16 protein-coding genes are annotated in these 17,028 nt (G+C 59.4%); 8 read left to right on the forward strand and 8 right to left on the reverse strand.

Features of this window, described 5'->3' with window-relative positions:
- The first annotated feature begins 57 nt into the window (after positions 1–57).
- The 3 genes from tssI to PMI32_RS11705 all read left to right on the forward strand — a co-directional run bounded on the left by tssI (position 58) and on the right by PMI32_RS11705 (position 4,934).
- Positions 58–3,477, forward strand: a complete 3,420-nt coding sequence (gene tssI / locus PMI32_RS11715; protein WP_008030681.1) for a type VI secretion system tip protein TssI/VgrG — start codon at positions 58–60, stop codon at positions 3,475–3,477.
- Positions 3,470–4,156: a DUF2931 family protein gene (locus PMI32_RS11710; RefSeq protein ID WP_008030682.1), complete on the forward strand. Its 687-nt coding sequence runs from the start codon at positions 3,470–3,472 to the stop codon at positions 4,154–4,156. The genes tssI and PMI32_RS11710 overlap by 8 nt, the downstream gene beginning before the upstream one ends.
- Positions 4,157–4,538: 382 nt before the next feature.
- Positions 4,539–4,934, forward strand: coding sequence for a DUF6124 family protein (locus PMI32_RS11705; protein ID WP_008030683.1), 396 nt, complete (start codon positions 4,539–4,541; stop codon positions 4,932–4,934).
- 381 nt (positions 4,935–5,315) lie between these two features.
- Here the strand turns inward: PMI32_RS11705 and PMI32_RS11700 are convergent, their stop codons facing one another.
- The 3 genes from PMI32_RS11700 to PMI32_RS11690 form a co-directional block, all read right to left on the reverse strand.
- Positions 5,316–5,591, reverse strand: a complete 276-nt coding sequence (locus PMI32_RS11700) for an HU family DNA-binding protein (RefSeq protein WP_003213368.1) — start codon at positions 5,589–5,591, stop codon at positions 5,316–5,318.
- Positions 5,592–5,783: 192 nt separating this feature from the next.
- Positions 5,784–6,932: an NAD(P)/FAD-dependent oxidoreductase gene (locus PMI32_RS11695; protein ID WP_008030684.1), complete on the reverse strand. Its 1,149-nt coding sequence runs from the start codon at positions 6,930–6,932 to the stop codon at positions 5,784–5,786.
- Positions 6,933–6,952: 20 nt separating this feature from the next.
- Positions 6,953–7,120, reverse strand: a complete 168-nt coding sequence (locus PMI32_RS11690; RefSeq protein WP_007954349.1) for a rubredoxin — start codon at positions 7,118–7,120, stop codon at positions 6,953–6,955.
- A gap of 201 nt (positions 7,121–7,321) precedes the next feature.
- Here PMI32_RS11690 and PMI32_RS11685 point away from each other — a divergent pair, with 201 nt between their 5' ends.
- The gene (locus PMI32_RS11685; RefSeq protein ID WP_008030685.1) at positions 7,322–7,873 is read left to right on the forward strand and encodes a chorismate--pyruvate lyase family protein; all 552 of its coding nucleotides are present in this window, start codon (positions 7,322–7,324) and stop codon (positions 7,871–7,873) included.
- Complete coding sequence (ubiA, locus tag PMI32_RS11680; protein ID WP_008030688.1) at positions 7,873–8,763, forward strand: 4-hydroxybenzoate octaprenyltransferase; 891 nt, start codon at positions 7,873–7,875, stop codon at positions 8,761–8,763. Before PMI32_RS11685 ends, ubiA begins: the two co-directional genes overlap by 1 nt.
- A 122-nt stretch (positions 8,764–8,885) precedes the next feature.
- On the opposite strand, the gene PMI32_RS11675 is transcribed toward ubiA, so the two are convergent.
- Positions 8,886–9,281, reverse strand: coding sequence for a COG4315 family predicted lipoprotein (locus PMI32_RS11675; RefSeq protein ID WP_008030691.1), 396 nt, complete (start codon positions 9,279–9,281; stop codon positions 8,886–8,888).
- A 152-nt stretch (positions 9,282–9,433) separates the two neighbouring features.
- Here PMI32_RS11675 and phoB point away from each other — a divergent pair, with 152 nt between their 5' ends.
- The 3 genes from phoB (at position 9,434) to PMI32_RS11660 (ending at position 12,955) form a co-directional block, all read left to right on the forward strand.
- A complete protein-coding gene (phoB, locus tag PMI32_RS11670) occupies positions 9,434–10,123 on the forward strand; it encodes a phosphate regulon transcriptional regulator PhoB (protein ID WP_007896474.1) in 690 nt (229 codons plus the stop codon).
- An 81-nt stretch (positions 10,124–10,204) separates the two neighbouring features.
- On the forward strand, positions 10,205–11,491 hold the full coding sequence (gene phoR / locus PMI32_RS11665; protein WP_230427582.1) for a phosphate regulon sensor histidine kinase PhoR: 1,287 nt from the start codon (positions 10,205–10,207) through the stop codon (positions 11,489–11,491).
- Between the two features lie 123 nt (positions 11,492–11,614).
- The gene (locus PMI32_RS11660; protein WP_008030693.1) at positions 11,615–12,955 is read left to right on the forward strand and encodes a hemolysin family protein; all 1,341 of its coding nucleotides are present in this window, start codon (positions 11,615–11,617) and stop codon (positions 12,953–12,955) included.
- A 113-nt stretch (positions 12,956–13,068) separates the two neighbouring features.
- Here PMI32_RS11660 and PMI32_RS11655 read toward each other — a convergent pair whose 3' ends face one another.
- The 4 genes from PMI32_RS11655 to pstB all read right to left on the reverse strand — a co-directional run bounded on the left by PMI32_RS11655 (position 13,069) and on the right by pstB (position 16,965).
- Positions 13,069–13,965 (reverse strand): peptidoglycan DD-metalloendopeptidase family protein, encoded by an 897-nt coding sequence (locus PMI32_RS11655; protein WP_008030694.1) that lies wholly within the window; start codon positions 13,963–13,965, stop codon positions 13,069–13,071.
- A gap of 208 nt (positions 13,966–14,173) precedes the next feature.
- On the reverse strand, positions 14,174–15,130 hold the full coding sequence (locus PMI32_RS11650; RefSeq protein ID WP_008030695.1) for a response regulator: 957 nt from the start codon (positions 15,128–15,130) through the stop codon (positions 14,174–14,176).
- Between the two features lie 168 nt (positions 15,131–15,298).
- Positions 15,299–16,060: a phosphate signaling complex protein PhoU gene (phoU, locus tag PMI32_RS11645; protein WP_008030696.1), complete on the reverse strand. Its 762-nt coding sequence runs from the start codon at positions 16,058–16,060 to the stop codon at positions 15,299–15,301.
- 71 nt (positions 16,061–16,131) lie between these two features.
- Positions 16,132–16,965 carry a phosphate ABC transporter ATP-binding protein PstB gene (pstB, locus tag PMI32_RS11640; RefSeq protein ID WP_008030698.1) on the reverse strand — a complete coding sequence of 278 codons (834 nt, stop codon included), beginning with the start codon at positions 16,963–16,965 and terminating at the stop codon, positions 16,132–16,134.
- Between the last annotated feature and the right edge of the window lie 63 nt (positions 16,966–17,028).

A 17,028-nucleotide genomic window follows, 5' to 3' on the forward strand; every position in this document is an offset into this window, starting at 1 on the left:
CGCCGATTTTTTCTTTCAGCTTAAGGACGAGCGACTACGTAGCAAAAGGATAAGCGCATGCTTGCATCGGCCAACGTTGCCCACTTCACCCTCCTTATCCCGACGATTCGCAACGACTTCAAAGTGCTGGCCTTCGAAGGCACGGAAACCATCAGCGCCTTGTATTCGATCCAGGTTGACCTGGTCAGCGAGCATCCGGATTTCGATCTGGAAAGCTTGCTCAACCAACCCGCATTTCTCCAATTCGGCCTCAACGGCGAGGGCATTCATGGCCATGTCACCAGGGTGTCCGTGGGCGAAGTCGGAAAGCGCCTGACCCGCTATCGCATGCACCTGGTGCCGGCGCTGCATGACTTGCAGTTCAGTCACGATCAGCGAATTTTCCAGGGCCTGACGGCACCGCAAATCATCGCTCGGGTACTCAAGGGTCACGGCATTCAGGCCGATGCATTTACCTTCCACGTCAGAACGAGTCCCGAGCGCGAATACTGCACCCAATATGGGGAAAGTTGTTTTGAGTTCGTCCGGCGACTGTGCGCCGAGGACGGCATTGCGTGGCATCACCAGCACTCCCGGGAAGGCCATGTGCTGGTGTTCAGCGATGACCAGACCGCCTTTGCGAAATTGGGCGAAACGCCCTATCTGCAAGGCGCCGGCATGGTGGCGGAGCATCCGGTCGTCAGCCAGTTTTCCATGCGTTACAGCACTCGCCCCAGCAAAGTCACCCGCCGAAACTACGACCCGAAACACCCGAGCTTGCTGCTGGAAAGTCGCTTCATCGCCGAGTTCAGCCCCGAGCTTGAAGACTATCGTTATCCGCTGTTTTTCGAGACCGAAAAGCACGGCAAACAGCTCGCCCGACAAGCACTGGAGCGGCACCGCACCGACTATCAATTGGCCGAGGGCAAAAGTGATCAGCCGTGCCTGCGCAGCGGCCACTTTTTCAGCCTGACGGATCACCCACGCGCCACGTACAACGATCTGTGGCTGCTGCTCAGCGTTACTCATATCGGCAAACAGCCGCAGGTGCTGGAAGAGTCAATCACCGACGCCGAGGGCAGTTTTACCCAGGGCTACCAAAACAGTTTCAGCGCGATTCCCTGGGACGTGTTTTATCGGCCGCCGATGCCCGCACAACGCCCCGTGCTCGTCTGCCAGACCGCCCGCGTCACCGGGCCTGTCGGAGAAGAGATCTACTGCGATGAAGACGGTCGCGTCAAAGTCGAATTCCATTGGGACCGCGCGGAGCGCAACAGCGAACAAAGCAGTTGCTGGCTGCGGGTGACGTCCAGTTGGGCGGGGGATCATTTCGGTGCGGTGACCATTCCGCGCATCGGCATGGAAGTCCTCGTCACCTACCTCGAAGGCAATCCAGATAACCCACTCATAACCGGTTGCCTGATCAACAAGGTCACACCGGCACCCTACCCCTTGCCCGAGAACAAAACCAGAACCGTGCTGCGCAGCCACAGCTCGCCGCATACCGGTGGCTATAACGAACTGTCGATCGAAGACCGCGCCGGGCTGGAGTTGATCTACCTGCGAGCGCAGCGGGACATGGAGCAGAAGGTCGGGAACGACAGCCGACTGGACGTGGGGAATGAGCGTCGGGAAGCGATCAAGGGCAACAGCATCGCGGTGCTTGGCGCGGAAGAACATCGCACGGTTACGGCGGATAGAAAGGTTCAGCTCAAGGCCAATGACTATCTGCAAATTGCCGGAAGTAGCCACAACCAGATTGGCGAAGCGTGGGTGGTTGAGGCCGGTGAGCACGTTCATATCAAGGCTGGCGCCCATCTGGTGCTGGACGCGGGCGCCAGCATTACGTTGAAGGCGGGCGGTCACCATGTCGTGATCGATGCGGGTGGGGTGTTCAGCAGTAGCGAGATTGAGGTCGGTGGTTCGCCGGGAACGGGGATGGCGGCGCATGCGTTGTTGCCTGGGACGGTGGCGGGGTTGTTGGCGGCGGTTGTGCCTGAGCCCCCGTCGTCGGAAGAGAATGAGTCGGATGAGCTGGATGAGGAGGAAGAAGAGGTTGAAGAAGAAGGAATTACTTTACGTATTGGGGTGTTTTTTGATGGGACTGGGAATAATCGGTCCAACAGTGAAATGGTTGCCGGGTGTTATGCGCGGGATGTGAATCTGCTGGAGGAGGCTGAGGATATTCTGCAGTTTTGTCAGGCGAGGGGTTATGACGGCAAGGGGAATACACCGGATAACAGCTATGGGAATGACACGAGTAATGTGGCGAAGTTGCATGAGCTGTACACCGATGACAGTAAGCGGTTATTGGCTGTTGAAGAAACCATCGGGTACATCCCCGTTTATCTGGATGGCATCGGTACTAGCAGTGGCGAACAGGATTCACTTTTTTCACTAGCAACCGGCGTGGGTGAACACGGTGTATCAGCGCGGGTTGCGCAGAGTCCAACGCTTATTCTCGAAAGGGTTGAACAGTTCAAGCGATCCAATCCTGATCGAAAGGTTGAACGTGTCGAGTTCGATATCTTCGGTTTCAGTCGCGGTGCCGCAGCTGCGCGGCATTTTGCCAATGAAGTACAGAAAGGAGAGAAGAGTCCATTGGCGGCGCAGCTACCCGCCAATGCTACGTTGTTTACCGAGGAGTTTTCCTGGCGCGCCAACACCGATGCCTCCATCAACTTTATCGGCATTTTCGACACCGCTGCTGCAGTAGGCAGCGTGGCTGACGGCGACTTTAGCGTCCACGACGCCAATAACCCCGGGGTCAATTTGTACTTGGCACCCGATGTGGCAAAAAAGGTCGTGCATTTAGTGTCGCGGGACGAGCGCCGCCATAACTTTTCACTCAACAGCGCCGGCGCTGCTGATATCGAGCTGCCCGGCGTCCACTCCGACTTGGGTGGAGGGTATATACCCAACGTCATTGAGCGAGTTTTGCTTAGCAAGCCGCGCTGCAGCCGCGACATGGAACTTTACGTGCCTTCCACAGCGTCAACCGCCTATCGTTGGGCTCAGCAAGAGCTAGGTCGCCTTCAGGATCAACTCAATCTGTATGGGCTGACATTGGAGGTGAAAACTTGGGCGGTGGAGATGATCAGCAACGCAAAAGGCGACAGATCCAATTCGAAGAATGTCTATGCGGCGGTCCACAGCGAGCGGATTGTGCGCAACGATTTGGCGTTGGTTTACCTGCGAATCATGCGCGAGTTGGGGGCCAGGCACGACGTCCCGTTCAAGGTCATTGACGAAGAGGATCAGACGTACGCATTACCAACAGAGCTGAAACCGATTGCCGAAAAATTGATGGCTTATGCGTTAGGCGAAACTCGCCGCACGAGCCTGAGCCTCGACGAAGAGGAGCTGCTGTACCGCCGCTATATCCATCTGTCTGCGAAATGGAACGCAGCCAAAGGCTGGAACAATAGTGACCTGAACATCGTGTTTATCGATCGCCCCGCCGAAAACTATAAACGCGTGGTGCATCCCAATGCATAGGTGCTCACCCTTGCTTAAGTCCGGCTTTGCGTTGCTATTTGTGTTGTTGGGAGGATGTGCCTCTGTCGAGAGCAGATCATTACCTTATGACGCATGGAGCCTAGATTTTTTTTCGCCTGACTATATGGAAGTCTGGATCGAAACGGCCGGTGTCGTTGATATCAATGAGCGCGTGTTCCTTCGCGCGGGCAGCGGTATACCGGCTATGGGGTATCCACGGGCCATGAGCAAAGGCGTACCGTCCGAGTTCAGAGGTAAGCCAGCGGGATGGCGAGAAGATCCTGGAGGAAAAGGCCGGTATGTTACCGGGGCTGACCTGCCTCGTTTGGTCTATGTGCGCTGGCAGTCCATGGCAGAACCGCAGACCTACGGGGCCTACATCGAAATCCCCGAATCTGCGCGGAACACCATGCTCAAGGGTGAAAGAGCTTATTGCGGCGCGGTAGGCAAATGGAAAACCGATTACCGAAAGTTTTTGACTATCGGCCTGGCGCCGGGAGGAATCGCCAAGGTGTGGTTAGGTGGGCCTTGTCTTAAATCGACCGAAGTCACTCGAGTCCAAGGCACGATCAGTCCCAAAGGCCCCTACGGGGGAACGTCCAATGGAAAACATCGGCCGCTTTCAGAAGAGTCAAAAGCCTATATCGAAAAGTTCGGAATCCCCTATGGAAGTTGGTAAGGAACATCAAGATCGCAATGATTAAACATCGCCAGAGAGCGCTTGTTTAAAACGCCTCAAGGTTACGTCCTGCAAGCTACAACACCTTGCGTCGTTGCCTACGGCTACGCCAGAATCCGCCGGCTTGTGCGCCTTGGGGGCGGTCGGTAACTTGATTCGTGTCACTGCTCATCAGTGATCGGGTTTAGTCGCCCGGCTAGTCATCTACGGTTGCACAAGTGTCATCCAGTCAGGTGTTTGCCTGCACTTGATGGTGGCTGTGCGCATGGCGCCCTTGGGCGCGCCGGGTTTTGGTGACTTTACCGGTCGACTAACTTGCGCACAGCCGCCTCCTTTTCGTTTAGTCGCGAAATGGTCACGGCCCTACTAAAGGAAAGTAACCATGTTCAAGGTCACACCAAACCCACCGGAAACCGATCCGGTTTCCCCATACGAAAGCCCCGACTCAAACAAACTCAACGAAGCCGCCGAACGCGCCCTCGACCATCACTTCCCGCCAACCGAACCCAAACCACCAAAGCGTAACGGCCAACTCTTTAGCGTCTGCCCCGGCATCAACACCGAAGCCCTCCTCGCCAACGCCTCGGAAGACCTGCTGTCCATCAGCGCCATCGCCGCCGACCTCGCCGACGATGTGGACGGCTCACGCCGCTCCGTAGCCCTGGCGCTTAGCCGCATGGCCGACGGGGTGCATCTGTTGGTGGAGCGTGCGCTGGATCATCTGGATGAGCCCGAGATGGCGGCGGTTTTTGCCAAGCAACAAAGTCGGACCGTTTGATTCGTCACGCACGTATACCTGTAGGAGCCGGCTTGCTGGCGATGGCGGTGTGTCAGGCGACATTGATGTTGGTTGATAGGGCGCTATCGCCGGCAAGCCGGCTCCTACAGTGAGTGTTGTCTGCTGAAAAGATGGGGAGGCCCTTGTCGCTGAATTGCTGCGGGGGAAGTGGGGAATTCGCCCGGCACGCAGATCTGTAGGAGCCAGCTTGCTGGCGATGGCGGTGTGTCAGGCGACGTTGATGTTGGTTGATCGGGCGCTATCGCCAGCAAGCCGGCTCCTACAAAGGGCACCCCGTCAGCCATAAAAAAATGGGCACCCAACCTGGTTGGCGTGCCCATTTTTTGTTCCGCTCACCCGCTATGCGGGCGTCGGTGCGTGTTACGGATTAACGCTGTCTTTCAACGATTTGCCCGGTTTGAACGCAACGGTGTTGCTGGCCTTGATTTTGACGGGCTCACCGGTTTGCGGGTTTTTGCCGGTGCGGGCGCCGCGGTGGCGTTGCAGGAAGGTGCCGAAGCCGACCAGCGTCACGCTGTCCTTGCGGTGCAGGGCGCCGGTGATTTCTTCGAGAACGGCGTTGAGAACGCGGTTGGCCTGTTCTTTGGTGAGATCTGCTTTTTCCGCGATGGCGGCGGCGAGTTCTGGTTTACGCATTAGTGAAGCCCCTTTGACGGTTTTTTGTTGTTATGTCCGTGCTGTTCTCGTTGGAACAGCGCCCAAAGCGCCGCAGGTGCTCTACTCTGCGGCAGACGGGAGTGAGAATGGCACGCACGGAAGAGCCGCGCCAGTCTCGGCGCGACGTTTGTGGGGGCAAAAGCGGGGTGATTCCGACAGAACGACCGGTATTTACGCCAGCAGCGGTGGAAGTTCTTTGTTCAGTGCGAGTTTTTCCATCACCGCCGCGCCTGTCAGGGCATAACCGAGCAGTTTTCCGGCGGCATCGCGGCATAAAACCTTGATGTCAGCGCCCTGCCCTTCGACGGTCCAGACGCCCTCCAAACCCCGTGGTGGCGGCGAAACCACCAACGGGCAAACCGGCGTTTTGACGGTGATCGGCATCGCGCCGTAGCTCACGGCTGTCGGGTTGCCGGCGAGGGTTTGTGCCAGCGCTCTCGCACAGCTCATGAGGGGCATCACGTACAGCAGATTCAGCCCGTCGACTTCAGCGCAGTCGCCCAAGGCGTAGATGTTGGTGTGAGAAGTTTTCAGGTGGCGATCGACCACCACGCCGCGATTGACCTGCACACCGGCGGCGGCCGCCAGGTCGATGCGCGGACGCAGGCCGATGGCGGAGACCACCACGTCGCACGGGATGACCTGACCATCCGACAGATGCGCTTCCAAACCCTCTTCAACACGCTGCAATCGATTGAGCACCGGCCCGAGGTGGAAACGTGCGCCGAGGCTTTCCAGCCCGGCCTGGACCGCAGCGGCTGCCGCCGGGTGCAACAGGGTCGGCATGACCTGTTCGCACGGTGCAACCAGTTGCACCTCGTAACCGCCAAGGATCAGGTCGTTGGCGAATTCACAGCCGATCAGGCCGGCACCGAGCAACAGCACCCGACGTTTGCCGGCCGCTGCCGCACGGAAGCGCGCGTAGTCTTCGAGGTCGTTGATCGGGAACACGGCGTCCGCCGCATCGCCTTCAATAGGCACGCGCACGGTTTCGGCGCCCCAGGCCAGGATCAGGTCGCGGTAGATCACTGATTCTTCGCCGATCCACAGGCGTTTGTGGCCAGGATCGATGCCGCTGATGCGCGTGTGGGTGCGCACTTCGGCCTTCAGCTGTTCGGCCATGGCGCCGGGTTCGGCCATGCTCAGGCCGTCGGCGTCTTTGTTCTTGCCGAAGCCCGTGGAGAGCATCGGCTTGGAGTAGGAGCGCCCGTCATCGGCGGTAATCAGCAGCAGCGGGGTTTCGCTATCGAGTTTGCGAAACTCCCGGGCGAGGTTGTAGCCAGCCAGCCCGGTGCCGACGATCACGACAGGTGCGTTCATTCCTTACTCCTCTAAATGTCTTAGTTGATTTCGATCATTTCGAAATCCATCTTGCCGACGCCGCAGTCCGGGCACAGCCAGTCTTCCGGCACGTCTTGCCACAGGGTGCCCGGCGCAATGCCGTCATCCGGCCAGCCGTCGGCTTCGTTGTAGATCAGGCCGCAGACCACACATTGCCACTTTTTCATTCAGGTACATCCTCAGGATTCAGGCTTATTGCCGGCGCGAACGGTCGATGGTTGCAGCGCTGCCGTCCGGCTCAGGGCGTTTTGTACTGATCGGGCCCGGCAGATGCAAGCCTGTTCGACGCAACGGCGTGCTGGATCAATCAAAATCACCGACCGACATGGTAAGCTCGCCGCCTCATTTGCTGCCAATAATGACTCACTGTGCCGCACTCAAAACCTCCTTTCTGGCTTCCCCAAAGTCGACTTTCGCCGCTCCCCGACACGTCTACCCTCGACTGGTTGTTCGACGAAGGTTCGCTGACCCGACGGCTGACCCGTCTGTCGAATGACCGCTTCAGCGTCACGCCGTTGTTCGAAGGCTGGCAACCGCTGCGCGCGGACGAATGTGCGGCACTGGACCTGGCCGAAGACAGTGAAGGCTGGGTGCGCGAGGTGTATCTGCGCGGCCACGGTGAAGCCTGGGTGTTCGCCCGCAGTGTGGCGGCACGCAGCGCGTTGCAGGGCGACGGGTTGCACATGGACGAGTTGGGCAGCCGCTCGCTGGGCGAGTTGCTGTTTTGCGATCAGGCGTTTCAGCGTCGCGCCATCGAGGTTTGTCACTATCCTCGGGAGTGGCTGCCGGTGGAGTGCCGGGCACCTGAATTGTGGGGCCGTCGTTCGCGCTTCGACCGTGGCGCCTTGAGCGTGCTGGTGGCCGAGATTTTCCTGCCGACCTTGTGGCACGCCACCCGCGCCCATCCGGAGAACTGCTGATGTACCAGAGCCTGCTCAAGTCCCTGAACCGCTTGAACCCTCGGGCCTGGGATTTCATTCAGCTGACGCGCATGGACAAACCCATCGGCATTTACCTGCTGCTGTGGCCGACGCTGTGGGCGCTGTGGATTGCCGGTAAAGGTTCGCCGTCGCTGGCCAACGTGGTGATCTTCGTGCTCGGCGTGGTGCTGACCCGCGCCGGCGGTTGCGTGATCAACGACTGGGCGGACCGCAAGGTCGATGGCCATGTGAAACGCACCGAACAGCGCCCGCTGCCGAGCGGCAAGATCAGCTCCAAAGAAGCGCTGGTGTTCTTTGCATTGCTGATGGGCGTGAGTTTCCTACTGGTGTTGTGCACCAATGCGGCGACGGTGTGGTTGTCGTTCGGCGGTTTGGCGCTGGCCTTCACTTACCCGTTCATGAAGCGCTACACCTATTACCCGCAAGTGGTGCTGGGCGCGGCGTTTTCCTGGGGGATGCCGATGGCGTTCACCGCCGAAACCGGCGAACTGCCCGCGGCGGCGTGGTTGCTGTGGATCGCCAACCTGCTGTGGACGGTGGGTTATGACACCTATTACGCGATGACTGATCGCGACGACGACTTGAAGATCGGGGTGAAATCCACCGCGATTCTGTTTGGCGAGGCGGACCGGGTGATCATTCTGACCCTGCAGGGGTTGGCGTTGGGTTGCCTGTTGCTGGCCGGGTCGAAGTTTGAGCTGGGTGGCTGGTTCCACCTGGGATTGCTGGCGGCGGCGAGCTGTTTTGCGTGGGAGTTCTGGTACACCCGTGGCAAGGACCGGATGCGCTGCTTCAAGGCGTTTTTGCACAACCATTGGGCGGGGTTGGCGATTTTTGTGGGGATTGTTTTGGATTACGCGGTGCGGTGAACCACACATGAAACTGTGGGAGCGAGCCTGCTCGCGATGAACGTGAAGGCGACGCGTTTATCCAGACAACACGCATCAACGTTTACGTCCATCGCTGGCAAGCCAGCTCCTACAGAGGGTGTTTACATCTTCGGTCCGGAGTTGGTGATGACGTGCCAGACGTCCTTCATTTTGTCACCGGCCTTGTCTCCCGGTTTCGCGTCCTTCTTGAAGTAGTACAGCGGTTTGCCCTTGTAGGCCCACTGCATCGTGCCATCGTCACGCTTGACGATTGTCCAGTCACCTTCGGCCTTGGCGCCCGCTTCCGCCTTGAACGCTGGCCAGTATTCCGCACACTCACCAGTGCACACAGACTTGCCGGCGGTGGTGTCCTTGTCGAACGTGTACAACGTCATGCCCTTGTGGTCCGCCATCACACCGTCTTTCATCATCACAGGCTCAGCCGCGAAGGCCATTGCCGGCAAAGACAGGGCAGCTGCCAGCATCAGGGCTTTAAGGGATTGCGTGTATTGAGTCATGGAAACCTTCTTTGGTGGTTGTCAGGGTTCGGACTTAGAGAATAGATCAGGATCATGACAATCGCCGGGCGACTAAAATACTGTCACACGACTGCAATAATTCCGTTATCTAATGCGGCGCAAGACAGTTAAATGACAAGAGGATTAAAGGCATGGTTGGCAGGAGCATTCTGATCGTCGACGACGAAGCGCCCATTCGCGAAATGATCGCCGTTGCGTTGGAAATGGCCGGCTATGACTGCCTGGAGGCCGAAAATTCGCAACAGGCCCACGCGATCATCGTCGACCGCAAACCGGACCTGATCCTGCTCGACTGGATGCTGCCCGGCACCTCCGGTATCGAACTGGCCCGCCGCCTCAAGCGCGATGAGCTGACCGGGGACATCCCGATCATCATGCTCACCGCCAAGGGCGAAGAGGACAACAAGATCCAGGGCCTGGAAGTCGGCGCCGACGACTACATCACCAAACCGTTTTCCCCACGCGAGCTGGTTGCGCGCCTCAAAGCCGTGCTGCGCCGCGCCGGCCCAACCGATGGCGAAGCGCCGATTGAAGTCGGCGGCCTGCTGCTGGACCCGATCAGCCACCGCGTGACCATCGACGGCAAACCCGCCGAGATGGGCCCGACCGAATACCGCTTGCTGCAATTCTTCATGACCCACCAGGAACGCGCCTACACCCGTGGCCAGTTGCTGGATCAGGTCTGGGGCGGCAATGTGTATGTAGAGGAACGCACCGTAGACGTGCACATCCGTCGCCTGCGCAAAGCCCTCGGTGATGCCTACGAAAATCTGGTACAAACCGTGCGCGGCACCGGCTACCGGTTTTCCACCAAAGCCTGATTCAGCCCTTTCCCGCCCGACAAGCTGACAAGGACGCGCGTTCAAGTGAACCAAAACTGGCATGGCACCCTGATTCGCCACATGCTGCTACTGGTCACCGCCTGCCTGGTGATCGGCCTGATTACCGGCTACTACGGCTGGAGCCTCGCTGCGGGCCTGGGCCTTTACCTGGCCTGGACCCTCAAGCAATTGCTGCGTCTGCACGAGTGGCTGCGCCTGCACAAACCCGATGAAGCGCCGCCCGATGGCTATGGCCTGTGGGGCGAAGTGTTCGACAGCATCTATCACCTGCAACGCCGCGACCAACGCGTGCGCGGACGCCTGCAAGCGGTGATCGACCGGGTCCAGGAATCCACCGCCGCGCTGAAAGACGCGGTGATCATGCTCGACACCGACGGCAACCTCGAATGGTGGAACCGCGCCGCGGAAACCCTGCTCGGTCTCAAGACGCCGCAGGACAGTGGCCAGCCGGTGACCAACCTGGTGCGCCATCCGCGCTTCAAGGAATACTTCGAGCAGGACAGCTACGCCGAGCCGCTGGAAATCCCCTCGCCGATCAACGATCGACTGCGCATTCAGCTGTACATCACCCGCTACGGCAACAACGAACACTTGATGCTGGTGCGCGACGTGACGCGCATCCATCAGCTGGAACAGATGCGCAAAGACTTTATCGCCAACGTTTCCCACGAACTGCGCACGCCGCTGACGGTGATCTGCGGGTATCTGGAAACCCTGCTGGACAACGTCGATGACGTGAACCCGCGCTGGACCCGTGCCCTGCAGCAAATGCAGCAGCAAGGCGGGCGCATGCAGACGTTGCTCAACGACTTGCTGCTGCTGGCCAAGCTGGAAGCCACCGATTACCCGTCGGACAACCAGCCCGTGGCCATCGATGGCTTGCTGCAATCGATCAAGGGCGACGCTCAGCAACTGTCCGGGCAGAAAAACCAGCGCATCACCCTGGAAGCCGATCCGACGATTCTGCTCAAGGGCAGCGAAGCCGAATTGCGCAGTGCGTTTTCCAACCTGGTGTTCAACGCGGTGAAATACACCCCGGCCGAAGGCAATATCCGCATTCGCTGGTGGGCTGACGAGCAAGGCGCGCACCTGAGCGTGCAGGACTCCGGCATCGGTATCGACAGCAAACACCTGCCGCGCCTGACCGAACGGTTCTACCGCGTCGATTCCAGCCGCAACTCCAACACCGGCGGCACCGGGCTTGGGCTGGCAATCGTCAAACATGTGCTGCTGCGCCACCGCGCACGGATGGAAATCAGCAGCGTGCCGGGCCACGGCAGTACGTTTACCTGCCATTTCGCGCCAGCCCAGGTCACCAAATCCCGGGTCATCAGCACGGCCGACTGATACCGGCCAGCATTCGCCACTAGGCAAGCACCCGGTCAGCCGCTACATTGGCTGACTTGTGCCTGCCCTTCAGGCACCGCATTGACCCCCTTTTCGAATACACGGAACCCGCAAAACTCCATCATGGACCCTTCCCCTGGCTTGACCCTCGCAACACTCTTTGCCGACTTCGGCATGATTCTTTTTGCTCTGATCCTGGTGTTGCTCAACGGATTTTTCGTTGCGGCGGAATTTGCCATGGTCAAACTGCGCTCGACCCGGGTCGAGGCCATCGCTGATAAAAACGGCTGGCGCGGGCACATCCTGCGCACCGTTCACAGTCAGCTCGATGCCTACCTGTCGGCCTGCCAATTGGGTATCACCCTCGCCTCCCTCGGCCTTGGCTGGGTCGGTGAACCGGCGTTCGCGCACATCCTCGAACCGCTGCTGGAAGCCGTCGGCGTGCAGTCGGCCGAAGTGATCAAGGCCGTGTCGTTCTTCGCCGCGTTCTTTGTCATCTCGTACCTGCACATCGTGGTGGGTGAACTGGCGCCGAAATCCTGGGCCATCCGCAAACCCGAATTGCTGTCGCTGTGGACGGCCGTGCCGCTGTACCTGTTCTATTGGGCGATGTACCCGGCGATTTACCTGCTCAACGCCAGCGCCAACACCATCCTGCGCATTGCTGGCCAGGGTGAACCCGGCCCCCATCACGAGCACCATTACAGCCGTGAAGAACTGAAACTGATCCTGCACTCCAGCCGTGGCCAGGACCCGAGCGACCAAGGCATGCGCGTATTGGCCTCGGCGGTGGAAATGGGCGAGCTGGAAGTGGTCGACTGGGCCAACTCCCGCGAAGACCTGGTGACGCTGGAGTTCAACGCGCCGCTCAAGGAAATCCTGGCGATGTTCCGTCGCCACAAGTTCAGCCGTTATCCGGTGTACGACAGCGATCGTCAGGAGTTCGTCGGCCTGCTGCACATCAAGGACCTGCTGCTGGAACTGGCCGCGCTGGACCACATTCCCGAGTCGTTCAACCTGGCTGAGCTGACCCGACCGCTGGAACGCGTGTCGCGCCATATGCCGCTGTCGCAGTTGCTGGAACAGTTCCGCAAAGGCGGCTCGCACTTCGCACTGGTCGAAGAGGCCGATGGCAATGTCATCGGTTACCTGACCATGGAAGACGTGCTGGAAGTGCTGGTCGGCGACATTCAGGACGAACACCGCAAGGCCGAGCGCGGGATCCTCGCGTATCAGCCGGGCAAGTTGCTGGTTCGCGGTGATACGCCACTGTTCAAGGTCGAGCGCCTGCTGGGCATTGACCTGGACCACGTCGAAGCCGAAACCCTCGCCGGTCTGGTGTATGAATCCCTGAAACGGGTGCCGGAAGAGGAAGAGGTGCTGGAAGTTGAAGGTTTGCGGATCATCATCAAGAAGATGAAAGGGCCGAAGATTATTTTGGCCAAGGTGTTGATGCTGGATTGATCGGCTGATCCGGAACCGCATCGATCCCATCGCGAGCAGGCTCGCTCCCACAGGGAAACGCATTCCAATGTGGGAGCGAGCCTGCTCGCGAAGGCGTCAGTCCAGGCAACGCATCATTGTTTGCCCAACGCAAAGTTGGGCAATGCCCCCACCGGTTGATTGAACTGGTACGGAATCGACACCAGCCCCATCCCCGTATTGCGCTGCACCACGAAATGCAGGTGCGGCCCGCTGCTGTTGCCGGTGTTGCCCGACAGCGCCAGCGGACTGCCCACCGACACCCGCTGCCCCTCGCGAACACTCACCGAACCCCGCTTGAGGTGCAAGTACACGCCCATCGTCCCGTCATCGTGCAGCACCCGCACGAAATTGCCTGACGGATCGTTGCCGCGCCCGGTCTGGGCATTCTCGGTTTTCACCACTACCCCGCCCCGCGCGGCAATGATCGGCGTGCCCTCAGGCATCGCGATATCCATGGCGTAGCGATTCTTGGGGCCGAAGTGGCTGTATTGGCCATTGGCGCCCTGGCTCAGCCGAAACGGCCCACCGCGCCAGGGGAACGGGTATCGATAGGCCATGGCGGCGCCTGAGGGATCACCCAGGAAGTATTCAAATCTGGGGGTGTACGCGAGCGGCCTTTCAGCCCGCGTCGCCGTGAGCAGCGCCAGACGAATGCTGCTGCGCGCCGGCATGACCCGGCGAATCGGCCGGCTCGGCGCACCGCTGACGTTCTGTAGCCCGGCGAAACTCAACTCGATCTGTACCGGCGCGTACAGGTCGTTGCGCACGTACACACTGTCCACGCCGTTTTTCTTGGTGATGACGAGGTACACCTGACGCTCAAGGTGCTCGACCATGCGATCACGAAAAGTGAACACCTTGGAGCCTTTCGTGGGGCGGTCGCTGTAGGAGACCACGCCATTGGCATCGGTGGATTTGTAGATGGTCATGGCCATGGCCGTAGAGGACGCCATGAACAGACCACAGCAAAACAGCAGGCGCGCGAGCATGGGCAGGATTCTGTCGAGTAAGGCCTGGGGATGAGCCTAGCAGCTGCAATGGACCCGGGTAGTCGGCAGATGTTTCAAAATGGGCTGTTGCGCAGATGTGCGGTGTATGTGATGGCCCCTTCGCGAGCAAGCCCGCTCCCACAGGGGAATGCATTCCAATGTGGGAGCGGGCTTGCTCGCGAAGGCGGACTATCGGACGACGTGAGACTTAAGCGCCTGGAACGAAATGCTTCTGCGCCGTACCACGTGCTATCAAACGGGAGATGTAATCCAGTTTCTGCGCATCCTGGTCGACAAAGCGGAACGTCAGTTGCAGCCATTCGCTGTCGGGTTTCTGCTCGTGGGCGACGATGGCGTGCAGGTAACCGTTCAGGCGGGCGACTTCAGCGTTGTCGCCCTGCTCCAGATCGAGCACGGCGCTGTCGAGCACTTGCGGCAGGGCTTCGCTGCGTTTGACCACCAGCAGCGCTTCCTTGAGGCTCAACGCCTTGATCACGCATTGCTGAATGCCATTGGGCAGGCGCAATTGGCCTTGGCCACGACCACCGGTAGGCGCTGCAGACGCCGCCGGCGCCTTTACCGGCGGGCTGTTGAGCAGGCCACGGGACGGGGCAGCCGCCGCGGGTGCTGGCGCTGGTGCAGCGGCGGCAGGTCGGGCAATCGGTGCAGCAGCAGGTGCAACGCTGGCTATGGCAGGCTTGCCGCCGGTCAACGCGCTCAAGGAATCATTGCCGAACGCCGAGTTCATTTTGGTCGGCGCGCTGTTCATCAAGGTGTCGAGCTTGCCGACCTTGTTCAGCGCCTGCTTGACCTTGGTCAGCAGTTGTTCGTTGGTGAACGGCTTGCTGACGTAGCCGGATACACCGGCCTGAATTGCCTGGACGACGTTCTCTTTGTCGCCACGGCTGGTCACCATGACGAAGGGCATGGTCTTGAGGTTGTCCTGCTCGCGGCACCAGGTCAGCAGTTCCAGGCCGGACATTTCCGGCATTTCCCAGTCGCACAGGACCAGATCGAACGCTTCCCGCGCCAGCAAGGCCTGAGCCTTCTTGCCGTTGACCGCGTCTTCGATCCGGATCCCCGGGAAGTAGTTGCGCAGGCACTTCTTCACCAGGTCACGAATGAACGACGCATCATCCACGACCAATACACTGACCTTACTCATCCATCACCCCTTTAAAAAATCCCGGCAAGCATACCGCTTTACTGATGGCACATCGCCATAAACCTTCAGTCACGCCGGGACTTTTCGTTCGCGGGTGCTGCATTCAAATTCACAAACCCGTAAACAAAAACGCCCGGCCAAAAGGCCGGGCGCTTTACTTGGGCAATCTTACTTATCGTCAACTTTGCCCGGAACATTAGCGGTTTCACCACTTGTGCCTTCAACTTCTTCTTTCATGCGCTTGAGGCCCAGGTGACGCACGTCGGTGCCGCGCACCAGATAAATCACCAGCTCGGAAATATTGCGCGCGTGGTCGCCGATGCGCTCCAGCGAACGCAGCACCCAGATGATGCTCAAGACCCGCGAGATAGAGCGCGGGTCTTCCATCATGTAGGTGGCGAGCTCACGCAGGGCGGTCTTGTATTCGCGGTCGATGATCTTGTCGTACTGCGCCACCGACAACGCCAGGTCGGCGTCGAAACGGGCAAACGCGTCCAGTGCATCGCGAACCATGTTGCGCACCTGGTCGCCGATGTGGCGCACCTCGACGTAGCCGCGCGGGGCTTCGCCTTCTTCACACAACTGGATGGCGCGACGGGCGATCTTGGTTGCTTCGTCACCGATGCGCTCAAGGTCGATCACCGACTTGGAGATGCTGATGATCAGACGCAAGTCGGACGCGGCCGGCTGACGACGGGCCAGAATGCGCAGGCATTCTTCGTCGATGTTGCGTTCCATCTGGTTGATCTGGTCGTCGATCTCGCGCACTTGCTGGGCCAGGCCAGAGTCGGCCTCGATCAGCGCGGTGACCGCGTCGTTGACCTGTTTCTCGACCAGCCCGCCCATGGCCAGGAGGTGGCTGCGCACTTCCTCGAGCTCAGCGTTGAACTGCTGGGAGATGTGATGGGTAAGGCCTTCTTTGCTAATCATGTTGGCGTCCTTGGAGCGTCCGGTAAGGTGCGGTGGACCGCAGCGTCAGTTCAGTGAGCAACAACAGCTTCCTAGCCGTAGCGACCAGTGATGTAGTCTTCGGTCTGCTTCTTCGCCGGATTGGTGAACAGGGTGTCGGTGTCGCCGAATTCCACCAGTTTGCCCATGTACATGAACGCCGTGTAGTCGGAAACCCGCGCGGCCTGTTGCATGTTGTGGGTCACGATGACGATGGTGAATTTCGATTTCAGTTCGTAGATCAGCTCTTCGACTTTCAGCGTCGAGATCGGGTCGAGTGCCGAGCACGGTTCGTCGAGCAGCAGCACTTCCGGTTCCACGGCGATGGTGCGCGCGATCACCAGACGTTGCTGTTGACCACCGGAGAGGCCGAGTGCCGATTCATGCAGACGGTCTTTGACTTCGTCCCACAGTGCCGCGCCTTTCAACGCCCACTCGACGGCTTCGTCGAGGACGCGCTTTTTGTTGATGCCCTGGATGCGCAGACCGTAAACCACGTTTTCGTAAATGGTTTTCGGGAACGGGTTCGGCTTCTGGAACACCATGCCGACACGACGACGCAGCTCGGCCACGTCTTCGCCCTTGCGGTAGATGTTGTTGCCGTAGAGGTTGATTTCACCTTCTACGCGGCAGCCGTCAACCAGGTCGTTCATGCGGTTGAAGGTGCGCAGCAGCGTGGACTTGCCGCAGCCGGACGGGCCGATGAAGGCGGTCACGCGCTGTTTCGGAATGTTCATGCTGACGTCGTACAGCGCTTGTTTGTCGCCGTAGAACAGGCTCAGGCCCGGCACTTCAATGGCCACGGTTTCCTGCGCAAGGCTCAGGCTCTGTTTGTCGCGGCCCAGGGCAGACATGTTGATGCCGTGGGTATGTGTTTCGTGCTGCATGGGAAGCTCCCTGTGCTGACAAATTCGGTTCGGGGCCGCAGGCCGGGCCTGCGGTTACACAAT

This window comes from Pseudomonas sp. GM60 (assembly GCF_000282415.1).
In the GTDB taxonomy this organism is placed as follows: domain Bacteria; phylum Pseudomonadota; class Gammaproteobacteria; order Pseudomonadales; family Pseudomonadaceae; genus Aquipseudomonas; species Aquipseudomonas migulae.

Coding starts and splice junctions, on each gene's coding strand:
- tssI (WP_008030681.1), top strand. CDS start 58: ATGCTTGCATCGGCCAACGTTGCCCACTTCACCCTCCTTATCCCGACG.
- PMI32_RS11710 (WP_008030682.1), top strand. CDS start 3,470: ATGCATAGGTGCTCACCCTTGCTTAAGTCCGGCTTTGCGTTGCTATTT.
- PMI32_RS11705 (WP_008030683.1), top strand. CDS start 4,539: ATGTTCAAGGTCACACCAAACCCACCGGAAACCGATCCGGTTTCCCCA.
- PMI32_RS11700 (WP_003213368.1), bottom strand. CDS start 5,591: ATGCGTAAACCAGAACTCGCCGCCGCCATCGCGGAAAAAGCAGATCTC.
- PMI32_RS11695 (WP_008030684.1), bottom strand. CDS start 6,932: ATGAACGCACCTGTCGTGATCGTCGGCACCGGGCTGGCTGGCTACAAC.
- PMI32_RS11690 (WP_007954349.1), bottom strand. CDS start 7,120: ATGAAAAAGTGGCAATGTGTGGTCTGCGGCCTGATCTACAACGAAGCC.
- ubiA (WP_008030688.1), top strand. CDS start 7,873: ATGTACCAGAGCCTGCTCAAGTCCCTGAACCGCTTGAACCCTCGGGCC.
- PMI32_RS11675 (WP_008030691.1), bottom strand. CDS start 9,281: ATGACTCAATACACGCAATCCCTTAAAGCCCTGATGCTGGCAGCTGCC.
- phoB (WP_007896474.1), top strand. CDS start 9,434: ATGGTTGGCAGGAGCATTCTGATCGTCGACGACGAAGCGCCCATTCGC.
- phoR (WP_230427582.1), top strand. CDS start 10,205: ATGCTGCTACTGGTCACCGCCTGCCTGGTGATCGGCCTGATTACCGGC.
- PMI32_RS11660 (WP_008030693.1), top strand. CDS start 11,615: ATGGACCCTTCCCCTGGCTTGACCCTCGCAACACTCTTTGCCGACTTC.
- PMI32_RS11655 (WP_008030694.1), bottom strand. CDS start 13,965: ATGCTCGCGCGCCTGCTGTTTTGCTGTGGTCTGTTCATGGCGTCCTCT.
- PMI32_RS11650 (WP_008030695.1), bottom strand. CDS start 15,130: ATGAGTAAGGTCAGTGTATTGGTCGTGGATGATGCGTCGTTCATTCGT.
- phoU (WP_008030696.1), bottom strand. CDS start 16,060: ATGATTAGCAAAGAAGGCCTTACCCATCACATCTCCCAGCAGTTCAAC.
- pstB (WP_008030698.1), bottom strand. CDS start 16,965: ATGCAGCACGAAACACATACCCACGGCATCAACATGTCTGCCCTGGGC.